This is a genomic window from Abiotrophia defectiva ATCC 49176, assembly GCF_000160075.2.
GTDB classification, from domain to species: Bacteria; Bacillota; Bacilli; order Lactobacillales; family Aerococcaceae; genus Abiotrophia; species Abiotrophia defectiva.
On the sequence record NZ_KI535340.1, the window covers coordinates 1,335,430 to 1,348,581 of the forward strand.

12 protein-coding genes are annotated in these 13,152 nt (G+C 48.9%); 10 read left to right on the forward strand and 2 right to left on the reverse strand.

The window, feature by feature from the left end:
* The first annotated feature begins 1 nt into the window (after window position 1).
* Genes ruvA through queA form a run of 3 tightly spaced genes read left to right on the forward strand, consistent with a single transcriptional unit; the run spans window position 2 to window position 2,674 of the window.
* Window positions 2–589, forward strand: a complete 588-nt coding sequence (gene ruvA / locus GCWU000182_RS06220; RefSeq protein ID WP_035364220.1) for a Holliday junction branch migration protein RuvA — start codon at window positions 2–4, stop codon at window positions 587–589.
* Window positions 590–602: 13 nt separating this feature from the next.
* The gene (gene ruvB, locus GCWU000182_RS06225; protein WP_023391956.1) at window positions 603–1,631 is read left to right on the forward strand and encodes a Holliday junction branch migration DNA helicase RuvB; all 1,029 of its coding nucleotides are present in this window, start codon (window positions 603–605) and stop codon (window positions 1,629–1,631) included.
* Between the two features lie 8 nt (window positions 1,632–1,639).
* Entirely contained in the window at window positions 1,640–2,674 is a 1,035-nt protein-coding gene (gene queA / locus GCWU000182_RS06230) for a tRNA preQ1(34) S-adenosylmethionine ribosyltransferase-isomerase QueA (RefSeq protein WP_023391957.1), read from the forward strand.
* Window positions 2,675–2,748: 74 nt separating this feature from the next.
* On the opposite strand, the gene GCWU000182_RS06235 is transcribed toward queA, so the two are convergent.
* Together GCWU000182_RS06235 and GCWU000182_RS10080 are read right to left on the reverse strand one after the other, a co-directional pair.
* Window positions 2,749–3,102 carry a winged helix-turn-helix transcriptional regulator gene (locus GCWU000182_RS06235; RefSeq protein ID WP_023391958.1) on the reverse strand — a complete coding sequence of 118 codons (354 nt, stop codon included), beginning with the start codon at window positions 3,100–3,102 and terminating at the stop codon, window positions 2,749–2,751.
* A gap of 23 nt (window positions 3,103–3,125) precedes the next feature.
* A complete protein-coding gene (locus GCWU000182_RS10080; RefSeq protein WP_023391959.1) occupies window positions 3,126–3,278 on the reverse strand; it encodes a DUF4044 domain-containing protein in 153 nt (50 codons plus the stop codon).
* A 191-nt stretch (window positions 3,279–3,469) separates the two neighbouring features.
* Here GCWU000182_RS10080 and gndA point away from each other — a divergent pair, with 191 nt between their 5' ends.
* The 7 genes from gndA to GCWU000182_RS06270 all read left to right on the forward strand — a co-directional run bounded on the left by gndA (window position 3,470) and on the right by GCWU000182_RS06270 (window position 13,136).
* A complete protein-coding gene (gene gndA, locus GCWU000182_RS06240; RefSeq protein WP_023391960.1) occupies window positions 3,470–4,915 on the forward strand; it encodes an NADP-dependent phosphogluconate dehydrogenase in 1,446 nt (481 codons plus the stop codon).
* A 352-nt stretch (window positions 4,916–5,267) separates the two neighbouring features.
* Window positions 5,268–6,959 carry an arginine--tRNA ligase gene (argS, locus tag GCWU000182_RS06245; RefSeq protein ID WP_023391961.1) on the forward strand — a complete coding sequence of 564 codons (1,692 nt, stop codon included), beginning with the start codon at window positions 5,268–5,270 and terminating at the stop codon, window positions 6,957–6,959.
* 52 nt (window positions 6,960–7,011) lie between these two features.
* Entirely contained in the window at window positions 7,012–7,509 is a 498-nt protein-coding gene (locus tag GCWU000182_RS10385; RefSeq protein ID WP_023391962.1) for a methylated-DNA--[protein]-cysteine S-methyltransferase, read from the forward strand.
* A 161-nt stretch (window positions 7,510–7,670) separates the two neighbouring features.
* Window positions 7,671–9,374, forward strand: coding sequence for a M3 family oligoendopeptidase (locus GCWU000182_RS06255; protein WP_023391963.1), 1,704 nt, complete (start codon window positions 7,671–7,673; stop codon window positions 9,372–9,374).
* 22 nt (window positions 9,375–9,396) lie between these two features.
* Window positions 9,397–10,758 carry an MATE family efflux transporter gene (locus tag GCWU000182_RS06260; RefSeq protein ID WP_023391964.1) on the forward strand — a complete coding sequence of 454 codons (1,362 nt, stop codon included), beginning with the start codon at window positions 9,397–9,399 and terminating at the stop codon, window positions 10,756–10,758.
* A gap of 21 nt (window positions 10,759–10,779) precedes the next feature.
* Entirely contained in the window at window positions 10,780–11,850 is a 1,071-nt protein-coding gene (locus tag GCWU000182_RS06265) for a Gfo/Idh/MocA family protein (RefSeq protein WP_051372938.1), read from the forward strand.
* Complete coding sequence (locus tag GCWU000182_RS06270) at window positions 11,850–13,136, forward strand: DEAD/DEAH box helicase (RefSeq protein WP_023391966.1); 1,287 nt, start codon at window positions 11,850–11,852, stop codon at window positions 13,134–13,136. The genes GCWU000182_RS06265 and GCWU000182_RS06270 overlap by 1 nt, the downstream gene beginning before the upstream one ends.
* Window positions 13,137–13,152 lie beyond the last annotated feature (16 nt).

A 13,152-nucleotide genomic window follows, 5' to 3' on the forward strand; every position in this document is an offset into this window, starting at 1 on the left:
AATGTATGAATTTATCCAAGGGGAGCTGGTCCAAATCCAGCCCCTTCATCTTGTAATTAGCGCAAATGGTGTGGGCTATCGCCTGCTGTGCGCCAATCCCTACCGTTGGCAGGGGGAACTGCACCAGCAAGTTCTCTGTCCGGTAGAATTAGTGGTCCGAGAGGATGCCATGACTCTCTATGGTTTCCGTGATCAGCAAGAGAAACAACTCTTCAATACCTTGCTTAAGGTATCGGGTATCGGACCTAAGAGTGCCTTATCCATCTTGGCCTTGGACGACCATGTGGGCTTAATTCAAGCCATTGATTCAGGGGACTCTACTTATTTGACCAAGTTCCCAGGTGTGGGTAAGAAGACCGCCCAACAAATGATCTTAGACCTAAGTGGCAATCTGGATTTCCAAGCCCATGCGCAAACGCAAGCATCGGCTCCAGTCAGCCAACAACATTTAGAAGAAGCCTTAGAGGCCTTGGCTGGCTTAGGCTATTCGGCTAAGGAAATCAAGAAGGTTGAGAAGCCACTGCAAGAAGCAGGCTTAAATTCCACTCAGGAAATGCTGAGTGCGGCCTTCAAGTTATTAAGAAAGTAGAGGAGGGGCGACCATGTCTCATGATGAACGTATGCTGTCGGGTAACTGGCAGCCGGAAGACGAAGGCAATTTACTCAGTCTGCGGCCAAGTCGCCTGTCTGAATACATTGGTCAGTCCAAAATCAAAGACGAAATCGCCATCTATATCCAGGCCGCCAAGCAAAGGGAAGAGGCCCTGGACCATGTCTTGCTTTATGGACCACCAGGTCTAGGGAAGACCACCATGGCCATGGTCATCGCCAATGAGATGGGGGTAGGGCTCCACACAACCAGTGGGCCTGCCATTGAACGGTCGGGTGATTTGTTGGCCTTGCTCAATGAACTCAGCCCAGGCGACATACTCTTCATTGATGAAATTCACCGCCTGCCTCGGGTCATCGAAGAAGTGCTCTATTCGGCCATGGAAGATTATTTTGTCGATATTATTATCGGTCAGGGACCTTCGGCCCATCCTGTCCACTTTGAGTTGCCTCCTTTTACCTTGATTGGGGCGACCACACGGGCGGGTTCCTTGTCCAAGCCTTTGCGGGACCGCTTCGGTATTGTTTCCCACATGCAATTCTATACGCCAGATGAATTGGCTCTGATTGTTGAACGATCCGCCGATGTCTTCGAGACGCGGATTGATAGTGAAGGGGCGCGGGAAATCTCCTTGCGTAGCCGGGGGACCCCGCGTATTGCCAACCGTATTCTCAAGCGGGTTCGTGACTTTGCCCAAGTCAAGGGCCAGGGAGTAGTCGACTTAAGGATGGCCCAAACCGCTCTAGAAGTCCTGGAAATCGACCAATATGGACTGGACGCTATCGACCGTAAGATTCTCAGCTGTCTGATTGAGTTTTATGGTGGCGGGCCGGTAGGCCTTAATACCTTGGCCGTCAATATTGGAGAGGATACCGAAACCCTGGAAGATATGTACGAACCTTACTTGATGCAGAATGGCTTCATTCAGCGGACCCCGCGGGGTAGACAGGCGACCGCCTTGGCCTATGAGCACCTAGGCTATGCCTATTCCAACCCAGATGATAGAGAGAAAGTAGAGTAAAGCTAGAAATGTTAACAACCAAAGATTTTGATTATCACTTACCTGAGCACCTAATCGCTCAAACGCCTTTGGCGGATCGGGCGGCTTCTCGCTTATTGGTTTTGGACCGCCAAACGGGCCGAAAGCAAGATTTGCACTTTGATCAAATTATTAATTTTCTCAATCCGGGCGACGCCTTGGTGGTCAATGAGACCCGGGTTATTCCGGCCCGCCTCTTCGGTATCAAGCCGGAGACTGGCGGACACTTGGAGGTCCTGCTGCTTAACAACACTCAAGGTAATCAATGGGAATGTTTGATTAAGCCGGCTCGTCGCGCCAAGACAGGGACCCAGATTGTCTTTGGCGAGGATGGTCGTCTGACAGCAACCGTGGTCTCAGAAGGGGACCATGGGGGGCGGATTATTGAATTTAGCTATGAAGGGGTCTTTCTAGAGATTCTAGAATCTCTAGGTCAAATGCCTCTGCCACCTTATATTAAGGAACGTCTAGAGGATGCAGATCGTTACCAGACCGTCTATGCTAAGGAAAATGGTTCCGCGGCTGCCCCAACAGCAGGGCTTCACTTCACCGATGAATTGTTAGAGGCAATCAAGGCCAAGGGCGTGGAAATTATTCCCCTAGTTCTACATGTGGGCTTGGGCACCTTCCGCCCAGTCTCAGCTGATAGCATTGAAGACCATGAAATGCATGCCGAATACTATCAATTAAGTCAAGAATCGGCTGATGCCATCCAGGCCGTTCAGGCACGTGGTGGCAAGATTTTTGCAGTAGGGACTACCAGTGTCCGTACCTTGGAAACCATCGCCGCTAAATTTGATGGTCAAGTTCGAGCAGATTCTGGCTGGACTCAGATTTTTATCTCGCCAGGCTTTGAATTTAAGGTAGTTGATCACTTGATTACCAACTTCCATTTGCCATGTTCCACCTTAGTCATGTTGGTATCAGCCTTCTATAACCGGGAGGCAGTCCTAGCAGCCTATGAGCATGCGGTGGAGGCGGAGTATCGCTTCTTCAGCTTTGGCGATTCCATGTTAATTCTATAAAAATAAGCGTCTCCCTAGGGAGACGCTTTTATATTATGGCAAGCAAAAAAGGCTAGGACATAGTCGTCCTAACCTTAGGAATGGTCACATTGTAAATGTTGGCTACCCCAGTCCTTCATGGCGCTAATAATAGCCACTAGGCTCTGACCGGTATCCGTCAGGCAGTAGGTGGAGCTCACTTGATTGGCTTGTGACTCCTTGTGGTTGATAATCAAGCCATTGGCTTCGAGCAGCGCCAATTGTTGCTTGAGCATCTTGGGGCTGGCGCCATCCAATTCCTTGTGGAGCTGGCCAAAGCGTTGGGGTCCCTGGCTGAGGATTTCAATGATGCGGGGCACCCATTTCTTGCCTAGGAGAAGGGCCAAGGCTTCGCTGGCACATTCTGTCTTGATTTCAGAATCTGGTGTATAGTAGACTATTTGCGACATGGCGACCTCCTTACAAGATAGAATTAGCGGTTAATGAATGACAGGATAACTGAGCCGACAAGGGTGCCGACCATCAAGAGGACCATGAGAATGGCGGTAACGCGGACTAGTAGGTCCATTTTGCTTCTTTTCTTTTTAGGGGCGGAAGGATAGTTCCGCTCATGCAATGACGACATTAGGACGCCTCCTTTTGTAATTTCAGCCCTAATTTTACCCCAAAGGCTAGTGACTTTCAATCACTTTGGCCTAGAAGCAGAATTTATCTGCTATTTCTGGCACATATTAAGCGCAAAACTTTAATCGTAGGTTCATTTATGCTAAAATAAGACCGTTAAAAGTAAAAAGACAAATTGGAGGAATTGGATCAATGACTAAGCAACAAATTGGTGTCGTTGGTATGGCCGTGATGGGTCGTAACATTGCCTTAAATATTGAAAGCCGTGGCTACAGTGTCTCACTCTATAACCGTACCGGCTCTAAAACGACTGAGGTTTTGGAACAAAACCCAGGTAAGAACTTAGTAGGGACCTACACAGTAGAAGAATTCGTCAACAGCCTTGAATCTCCACGTAAGATTCTCCTTATGGTTCAAGCTGGCCGAGGAACGGATGCAACCATCGACTCACTCTTGCCACACTTAGATAAGGGTGACATTGTCATTGATGGTGGGAACACCTTCTTCAAGGATACCATTCGCCGTAGTGAACGCTTGGCAGAATTAGGCATTAACTTTGTCGGGACTGGGGTTTCCGGTGGTGAGGAGGGTGCCTTACACGGTCCTTCTATCATGCCAGGTGGGCCTCAATCAGCCTACGAATTAGTGGCGCCAATCTTGCGCGATATTTCAGCAAAAGCACCAGAAGATGGCGAACCATGCGTGACCTACATTGGCGAAAATGGTGCGGGTCACTATGTTAAGATGGTCCACAACGGGATTGAGTATGGGGACATGCAGTTAATCGCAGAGTCATACGACCTCTTACACCGTGTCCTTGGCTTGTCTGCTGCTGAGATTTCTCAAATCTTTGGCGAGTGGAACAAGGGTGAGTTGGACAGCTTCCTCATGGAAATCTCAACTCAAATCCTGGCAACCGTCGACCCAGCAACTGGTAAGCCAATGGTAGATGTCATCATGGACCGGGCTGGTAACAAGGGGACAGGTAAGTGGACCTCTCAATCTGCCTTAGACTTAGGGGAGCCATTGTCTCTGATTACGGAATCTGTCTTCGCCCGTTACATCTCAACCTTCAAGGAAGAACGTGTGGCAGCCAGCCAAGTCATTCCTGGGGTAGATTTCCAAGCTAACCTATCTGAAGCAGATAAAAAAGACATCATTGAAGCCGTGCGTCAAGCCCTCTACTTCTCTAAGATTGTCAGCTATGCCCAAGGTTTCGCTCAAATGAAGGCAGCTAGCCAAGAATACGGCTGGACCCTCAACTATGGCGAAATCGCCAAGATTTTCCGTGCAGGCTGTATCATCCGTGCTAAGTTCTTGCAAAAGATTACCGATGCCTACAGCAAGAACCCTGACTTAGACAACCTCATGTTGGATGACTACTTCCTCAATATCTTAGGTAGCAACCAAGCTGCGGTACGTCGCGTGGTGACTTTAGCTATTCAAGCAGGGATTCCAGTGCCAACCTTCTCAAGTGCTTTGGCCTACTATGATTCCTACCGTTCACCAGTCTTACCAGCTAACTTGATTCAAGCCCAACGCGACCTCTTTGGGGCTCACACCTACCAACGTGTAGACCGTCCAGGGACCTTCCACTTCCACTGGAACCAAGGTCGTGAGGAGCAATTAGAAGACTAAAATAGTCTAGCCAAGTCCCTAGGACTGTGATACAATACCAACTAGAATATGCAGTAAGCAGGAGAGAGTAGTCTGTCCTAGCCTCAGACAGCGAGCCGGGATGCTGAGAGCCGGTAGAGGTCAACAGATGAAGCGCACTCTTGGATACTATTTAGGTGAAAGGCCTAGGCCTGCTAGCCTAAGTCGGAGCCCACTCCGTTATCAAGTATAAGGGTTGCCCGCCGTCTGTCGGCAACTGAAGTAGAGTGGTACCGCGTATTAATTAGTCACTAATTCGCCTCTAGATTTCCCTTAGGGATATCTGGAGGCTTTTTTCAAATTTTCCATCTCATCAAACAATAGGAGGCATACAATGAATCAAAAATCAGCCGTCGTGTCAGCCCTCAGCCCAGTCTTGGCTGAGCACCTGACCGAGCAAGCAATTGAACAGTTAATTGAAGTTCCAAGTCATGCTGAGCATGGTGACTTGGCCTTTCCTGTATTCCAACTGGCTAAGGTCTTCCGCAAGGCCCCTCAAGCCATCGCCCAAGAAGTAGCAGAGCAAGTAGACGCCAGCAAGTTTGACAAGGTAGTTGCCATGGGGCCTTATGTCAACTTCTTCCTCAAGCGTGGCGCAGTAGTCAATGAAACCTTGCACGCGGTCCTAGAAGGGGGCGCTAGCTACGGCCAGTCAGACCTAGGGCAAGGTCGTAACGTCGTTATCGACATGTCTTCACCTAACATTGCCAAGCCAATGTCTATGGGCCATTTGCGTTCAACAGTGATTGGGAACTCCATTTCGCTTATCTTGGCTAAATTAGGTTACCAACCGGTTCGCGTCAACCACTTAGGTGACTGGGGAACACAATTTGGTAAGTTGATTGTGGCTTACCAAGGCTGGGGTGACGAAGCCACGGTTAAGGCTGACCCAGTCAAAGAATTGGTTAAGCTCTATGTTGATTTCCACGAAAAAGCTGAAACCCAACCAGAACTAGAAGACCAAGCACGGGCTATCTTCAAGCGCTTGGAAGATGGCGACCCAGAAATGTTAGCCCTCTGGCAATGGTTCCGTGAAGAGTCTCTTAAAGAATTCCAAAAAGTCTATGACCTCTTAGAAGTAGAGTTTGACTCCTATAATGGGGAAGCTTTCTACAACGATAAGATGGATGAAATCGTGGACCTTCTAGAAGAAAAAGGCCTCTTGTCGGTTGATAATGGCGCTACCTTGGTTCACTTGGAAGATGAGACGCTGCCACCTGCTTTAATCAAGAAGTCGGACGGTTCGACCCTCTACCTGACACGTGACTTGGCGACAGCTTACTACCGTAAGCGGACCTATGACTTTGCTAAGAACCTCTATGTCATGGGGAGCGAGCAAAGTGTTCACTTCAAGCAACTTCAAACTGTCTTAGAGATGATGGGCAACGAATGGGCAAAAGATATGGCCCATGTGCCATTTGGCTTGATTACCTTGAATGGGAAGAAGCTGTCTACCCGTAAAGGTAAGATTGTCCTCTTGGAAGAAGTGCTTAAGGAAGCGATTAGCCTAGCTCGTCAACAAATTGAGCTCAAGAACCCAGGTTTGGAAAACAAGGACCAAGTTGCCCGTCAAGTAGGGGTAGGGGCTGTTGTCTTCCATGACCTCAAGACAGAGCGTATGAATAGCTTCGACTTCAACCTGGAAGAAATCGTCCAATTTGAAGGGGAAACTGGACCATATGTTCAATACACCCACGCCCGTTCTCGCAGCATCTTGTCCAAGTACGGGCAAGAAGTCGACTTGTCAGCTGAATTTGACCTATCGGATGACTATGCTTGGGAAGTAGCTAAGAAATTAGCAGACTATCCACGCATTATCCGTCAGGCGGGTGACCGTTACGAGCCATCCGTCGTGGCTAAGTACTTGGTACAGTTGGCACAATTATTTAATAAATACTATGCTAATAGTCGCATCTTAGATCAAGATGCCGGCACTGCTTCCCGGATTGCCTTGGTAGCAGCTGTGGCTCAAGTCCTCAAGGATGGACTCCATCTCTTAGGCCTTCACGCGCCAGACAAAATGTAAGCAAAGTAAAAGGGGCGCCAGTCGCCTCTTTTTGCTCAGAAAGGATGACAAGATGTTAAGCTATTTCCTCTATGACCATGCCTTAGGTCAGCTGCTAGTCGTTGCCCATCAAGGGCGTCTAGTCTATATAGGCGCCTTTGGCGAGTCACTGGCGGACTGTCAGGCTGACTTAGACCCCAAAGGTCGCTACCAATGGCAGGAGCAGGAGCTGCCTGAGATTTGCCTAGCCTTGGATCAGTATTTTAGTGGTCAGGCCCCCCTAGCATTAGCCTATGACTTTATTAAGGGAACCGACTTTCAGCAGGCAGTTTGGCGGGCCTTGGCTCAGATTCCCTATGGTCAGACTTGTTCCTATAAAGAATTAGCACAAGCCCTGGGCAGGCCTAAGGCGGTTCGGGCCGTTGCCAATGCAGTGGGCCAGAATCCCCTTAGCATTCTCCTGCCTTGTCACCGGGTCTTGGCTCACGATGGGAGTCTGGGAGGCTATCGTGGTGGATTAGACATGAAGACCTATCTCTTGAACTTAGAAGGGACTGGGCCTAAGAAATAAATGAGCCCAGCTAAAAGTCCAGAAGCTAGCCGCTTTTGGGCTTTTTCTGTTTGGAGCCCATAGAGTGTGTATATTTTGGCACTGATTATGCAAAAATATAGGACCTAAAGGCTGGTTTTGTGCTATAATAAAGCTAACTGTAAATAGAAAGAAGTGATACCATGAAATTTTCAGAATTGGAGTATCAGCGTCCTGATCTAGACCTTCTGAAAGAAGATTTTTTTAATCAAATTTCACTGATTGAAAAGGCAGAAGAGGCGGAAGTTGCCCTCAAAGCCACCAAACATATTCAAGAAATCCAAAATACTTTAGGGACCTTATCAACCTTGGTCAGCATCCGTAACAGCATCAATACCAAGGATAGCTTCTACGAAGAAGAAACAGCTTTTTGGGATGAGCACTTCCCAATTATTGGCGAATGGGATACGGCTTACTATCGGGCTGTCTTAGGCTCTAAGTGGCGGAGTGAACTAGAAAACTACCTGCCAGAGACCTTCTTCCCAATGGCTGAGAACAGCCTCAAGGTCTTCAGTCCTGAGATTATTCCTTTGTTGCAACAAGAGAACAAGCTTAGCACCGAATACAGCAAGCTTCAAGCTTCTGCTGAGATTGAGTTCCAAGGTCAAACCTACAACTTGCCAGGTATGGCTAAGTTTGCCCAAGATCCTGACCGGGAGGTCCGTCGTCAAGCTTCTGAACTAGTCAGTGCCTTCTACAATGAGCATGAAGCTGAATTTGACAGTATTTATGATCAATTAGTCAAGGTTCGCGACCAAATCGCTAAGACCTTGGGCTTCAAGGATTTCGTTGAAGTAGGTTACTTGCGTATGAACCGCTTAGACTATAACCGTCAACAAGTAGAAGTTTATCGCCAAGAAATCTTGGAGCACGTGGTGCCTGTGGTAAACAAACTCTACCAACGTCAAGCAGATCGTTTAGGCTTAGAAAGCCTCAAACCTTACGACTTGGAGTATAAATTCAAGACTGGTAATGCCATGCCTCAAGGGACGCCAGAAGAAATTTTGGCTGCTGGGGTTAAGATGTACCATGAACTTTCGCCAGAAACAGGTGAGTTTATTGACTTTATGGTTGATCGCGAGCTCTTAGACTTGGTAACCAAACCAGGTAAGGCTAGCGGGGGTTACTGTACCTACTTGCCAGATTATGAAGCACCCTTTATCTTCTCTAACTTTAATGGGACGGCTGCTGACGTCGATGTCTTGACCCACGAAGCAGGGCATGCCTTCCAAGTCTTCCAATCCCGTTGGATCCAAACGCCAGAATGTGTCTGGCCAACCTTTGAATCTTGTGAGATTCACTCTATGTCCATGGAATTCCTGGCTTGGCCTTGGATGGAACTCTTCTTCGGCTCACAAACCCTCAAATACAAATTTACCCACTTATCTGGTGGCTTAATCTTCTTGCCATATGGGGTTTTAGTGGACCACTTCCAACATGAAGTTTACGAACATCCTGAAATGACACCAGCTGAGCGCCGTGCGACATGGCGTCGTTTAGAGCGCCAATATGTGCCTTGGAAACAGTATGAAGCAGATTCCTTCTTAGATCGTGGAGGCTTCTGGTTCCGTCAGGGGCATATTTTCGCCAGCCCATTCTACTACATCGACTATACCTTGGCTCAAGTCTGCGCCTTCCAATTCTGGAAACGAAGCCAGATTGATGATGATCCAAGTGTATGGACCGATTACCTCAATATTTGTCGGACAGGTGGGACCAAGTCCTTCCTTAAGATCGTGGCAGAAGCTAATCTTAAATCACCATTTGAACCAGGTAGCCTAGTAGAAACGGTGCAAGCCATTGAACAATATCTAGACGATATTCCGGAATCAGCCTTCCAAGCCTAGTCGCTAGAAAGGTGGTTCTATCATGGAACAATCGCAAGATCGGCAGATCAGTCGTCAGGTCCTTAACCTATCTTGGCCCATTTTACTTGAGGTCACCTTTACCTCCTTGTTCGGGATGGTTAATATGGTGGTCTTGGGCCAGTATGCGGGCGGACTCTATCCGGTCGATGTCAATGTAACGGCTGTGGGGCTGTCCAACCAACCCTTCTTCTTTATCCTTGCTGTCGTGCAGGCGCTAGGGGTAGGGGGGACAACCTTAATTGCTCGTGCCTATGGCGCTAGAGAGCTCCATCGACTGGGTCGTATTCTTAAGCACAACCTCATGTTGGGTTTGGCCTTATCGACCTTCTTTGTAGCCTCTGTCCTAATTTTCCAGAAAGCCATGATGGATTTTTTGGGAGCAGATGCCCTGACTCAAGAAGCAGGTTTAATCTACTATCGCTTGGTCATGATTGGCCTCTGGTTTAACTGCTTGGCGGCCCTCCTATCCTCTTCTATTCGAGGAGTAGGGGAGACTCAAATCCCTATGCGGATTAATGTCATAGCCAATGCCATTAATGTGACCTTGGCCTTCAGTTTGGTGAATGGTTATTTTGGACTACCAGAGCTGGGGATTACCGGAGCGGGGATTGCTACCTTGGTGGCCAATGTCTGCTCGGGCTTAGGCTTGCTCTTTTACATTTCTAGTGGCCGGTCAGCCATCCAGGTTGATTGGTTCAAGGATTGGAAATTGGAAGCCAGCACCTTTGCCGCTATTTTCCGCTTTGGGATTCCTTCGGCGGGTGAGCAAGTACTGCTGCGTTCTAGTTTGATTCTTTACACTAAGATTGTGGCTTCACTGGGAACAGTCGTGATGGCGGCCCATCAGATTGCCCTCAATATCTTATCCTTCTCCATTACGCCTGGTATGGCCTTGGGGATTGCCGCCTCTACCTTAGTCGGTCAATCCTTAGGGGCGGGGGATGTGGCCTTAGCTGATGCTTATGGCCGTAAGACAGCCAGATTCGGCCTCTACTTTGGCTTAGCCATGAGTGCCGTCTTCTTTCTAGGACGGGATGTCTTGGGCCAGATTTACACCCAACAAGCGGATGTTGTTAGCTTGGTCGCGATTCCACTTATCTGTATGGCGATACTCACGCCTTTCCAATTGGTTCAACTAGTTCAAGTGGGGGCCTTGCGTGGGGTGGGGGATACCCTCTTTCCTATGTTGTCCACGGGCTTCTCGGTCTTCTGTATCCGGGTCTGCCTGTCCTATATCTTGGTCAACTATGCTAACTGGGGTTTGGCCGGTGCTTGGATAGCCGTAATTGGCGACCAAACCATACGTTCCTTCCTCATTACCTGGCGCTATCGTCAAGGTAAATGGAAAACAATTCAAGTCTAAAAAATAGAAAGGATGGCCACAATGATTCGAGTTGGCACCATCGGGACCTCTCAGATTACAGAGCGCTTCTTAGAAGCCCTCAGTCTGCTACCAGAGGTTTATGAGCTCCACGGCGTCTATTCGCGCCAAAAGAATAAGGCTAAGGATTTAGCCCAGCGCTTTGGTGCGACCTATTACTGTGATGATTTGGCTGAATTCTGGGCGGATCCTGAGCTGGACTTGGTTTATATAGCCAGCCCCAATGGTGTCCATTTTGAACAGACCAAACGGGCCATCCAAGCTGGCAAACATGTCTTGGTTGAAAAGCCAATGTTTGCTAATGTGGATCAGTGGCAGGAGGCCCATACCTTGGCCCGAGCCCATGGTGTCTTACTCTTTGAGGCGGTCCTCCACATCCACAACCCTAACTATAAACGGCTTAAGCAACTGGTGGCCAACAAGCGCCAAGATGCTAAGCAGCCTTTCCTAGGGGCTAATTTTATTCTAGGACAGTACTCTAGTCGCTATCCGGCCTATTTGGATAGTCAGGCTCAGGGCTTGGAGGCTCCTAATATTTTCAACCCAGCTATGGCAGGAGGGAGCTTGATGGATTTGGGGGTCTACCCCATCTATGTCATCGTGGATCTCTTCGGTATGCCCCAGCGCCTTAAGTATTCAGCTGTTCAAGGAGCCAATGGGGTGGACCTCTTTGGTAATGCTATTCTCTATTATGACCAGTTTCAGGTCAGTCTCCTAGTATCTAAGGCGGTACATTCCACACAAGCCAGTGAAATCTATCTGGATAATGAGGTCATCGCCATTCAGGATATTACCCGTATTCGGACGGTCAGCCTGGCCAATAGCCAGGGGCAGACAGCAGTCATCAGTCAATATCAGCCTAAGCACGATATGGTGGGAGAACTCGAAGCCTTCGGCCAAGTCTTGCGAGGCTATCGCGGCCTAGAAGAAAAGAGTCCAGCTAATGAACTTTATCGCCACTGGATCCTCTTAAGTTATCAGGTGGCCCAAGTCATGCAAGCCATGCGACAATCGGCCCAACTCGCCTTTCCTTTTGAGGGAGAGGCCTATCAAGAAAGTGAGGTAAGCCTCTGATGTCAGAGACTCTAGAACTTGCTCCAGCCCTTGCCCAGGAATGGCAGGCTGCGGGCTATCAACAAGCCACCGCGATTCAAAATCTCATCATGGGGCCTTTAGCGCAAGGCCAATCCCTGGTGGCTATTTCGCCTACGGGCAGTGGTAAGACCTTGGCCTATCTCTTGCCAGTCTTAGGACAACTGCAAGCCGGGCAGGGGCTACAGGCCTTGATTTTGGCACCATCACAAGAGCTGGCCAAGCAAATTGCAGGTGTGGCCCAAACTTGGGGAGGTCATTTGGGTTTAAAAGTCCAATTAGTGGTAGGGGGCGCCAACTTTAAGCGTCAGCAGGAAGCCCTTAAGGCTAAGCCAGAAATCATCGTGGCAACGCCAGGTCGCTTCCTAGAATTAGCCAACCAAACCCGTAAACTTAAGGTCCATCAGGTCCGTTACTTGATACTGGATGAGGCAGATTATTTACTGCAAGCCGAGCATGAAGGGGCCCTTCACCAGATTAGAAAGTCCCTTATGCGGGATGTGACAGTAGCCTGGATTAGTGCCACCTATGGTCAGCCTTTGGTTGACTTGGTGGCATCTGGCCTTCCCCTCTATCAGGTGGAGAAGGACCAGGTCAGCCAGTCTGGCCAGGTAGACCATGTCTATGTACTGACGCATGACCGGCAAAAGGTCCAACAGCTCAAGCGACTAGCCCAAGTAGCTGACATGCAAGCCTTGGTCTTCTTTGAACAGGTCCATGACCTGGAAACGGTGGCGGCTAAATTAGTCTTTCAAGGCATTAAGGTAGCGGTCATGCATGGCCAACTGTCCAAGCAGGAGCGGGAGCGGGCCTTTCGCCTAGTCCAGCAAGGTAAGGTGACTTACATGCTGACGACTGATATGGCGGCGCGGGGCTTAGATATTCCTGATCTACCTTATATCATCCACTATAACCGAGTGGATAGCCTGGATACCTATGTTCACCGCTCAGGTCGTACAGGTCGTATGGGTAAGTCCGGGACGGTTCTGTCCCTAGTCAATGAACAGGAATTACGGGACTTGGAAAGGCTCTTAGCAGCCAGCCCTTTCCAACTGTCAGAGCGTATTACCTTCAAAGGCCAATTAGTTGGTCCGCAAGAGCGCGTTAGCCAGAAAGACCAAGAAGGGCTAGGGGGACCAAAAGCAAAGCCCAAGACAGGAGCCAAACCAGCCCGCAAAGCTAAGGCAGCTGTCGCGACCAAGCCTAAGAAGAAAAAAGACCGGCATCGCGACAGTAAGAACAAGGGTAAAAGAAAAGCAAAAGCATAGAAAGTGAGTGTGTAAG

Bases quoted from the DNA above. Each gene is read 5' to 3' on its own strand.
- ruvA (WP_035364220.1), top strand. From the start codon at position 2: ATGTATGAATTTATCCAAGGGGAGCTGGTCCAAATCCAGCCCCTTCAT.
- ruvB (WP_023391956.1), top strand. From the start codon at position 603: ATGTCTCATGATGAACGTATGCTGTCGGGTAACTGGCAGCCGGAAGAC.
- queA (WP_023391957.1), top strand. From the start codon at position 1,640: ATGTTAACAACCAAAGATTTTGATTATCACTTACCTGAGCACCTAATC.
- GCWU000182_RS06235 (WP_023391958.1), bottom strand. From the start codon at position 3,102: ATGTCGCAAATAGTCTACTATACACCAGATTCTGAAATCAAGACAGAA.
- GCWU000182_RS10080 (WP_023391959.1), bottom strand. From the start codon at position 3,278: ATGTCGTCATTGCATGAGCGGAACTATCCTTCCGCCCCTAAAAAGAAA.
- gndA (WP_023391960.1), top strand. From the start codon at position 3,470: ATGACTAAGCAACAAATTGGTGTCGTTGGTATGGCCGTGATGGGTCGT.
- argS (WP_023391961.1), top strand. From the start codon at position 5,268: ATGAATCAAAAATCAGCCGTCGTGTCAGCCCTCAGCCCAGTCTTGGCT.
- GCWU000182_RS10385 (WP_023391962.1), top strand. From the start codon at position 7,012: ATGTTAAGCTATTTCCTCTATGACCATGCCTTAGGTCAGCTGCTAGTC.
- GCWU000182_RS06255 (WP_023391963.1), top strand. From the start codon at position 7,671: ATGAAATTTTCAGAATTGGAGTATCAGCGTCCTGATCTAGACCTTCTG.
- GCWU000182_RS06260 (WP_023391964.1), top strand. From the start codon at position 9,397: ATGGAACAATCGCAAGATCGGCAGATCAGTCGTCAGGTCCTTAACCTA.
- GCWU000182_RS06265 (WP_051372938.1), top strand. From the start codon at position 10,780: ATGATTCGAGTTGGCACCATCGGGACCTCTCAGATTACAGAGCGCTTC.
- GCWU000182_RS06270 (WP_023391966.1), top strand. From the start codon at position 11,850: ATGTCAGAGACTCTAGAACTTGCTCCAGCCCTTGCCCAGGAATGGCAG.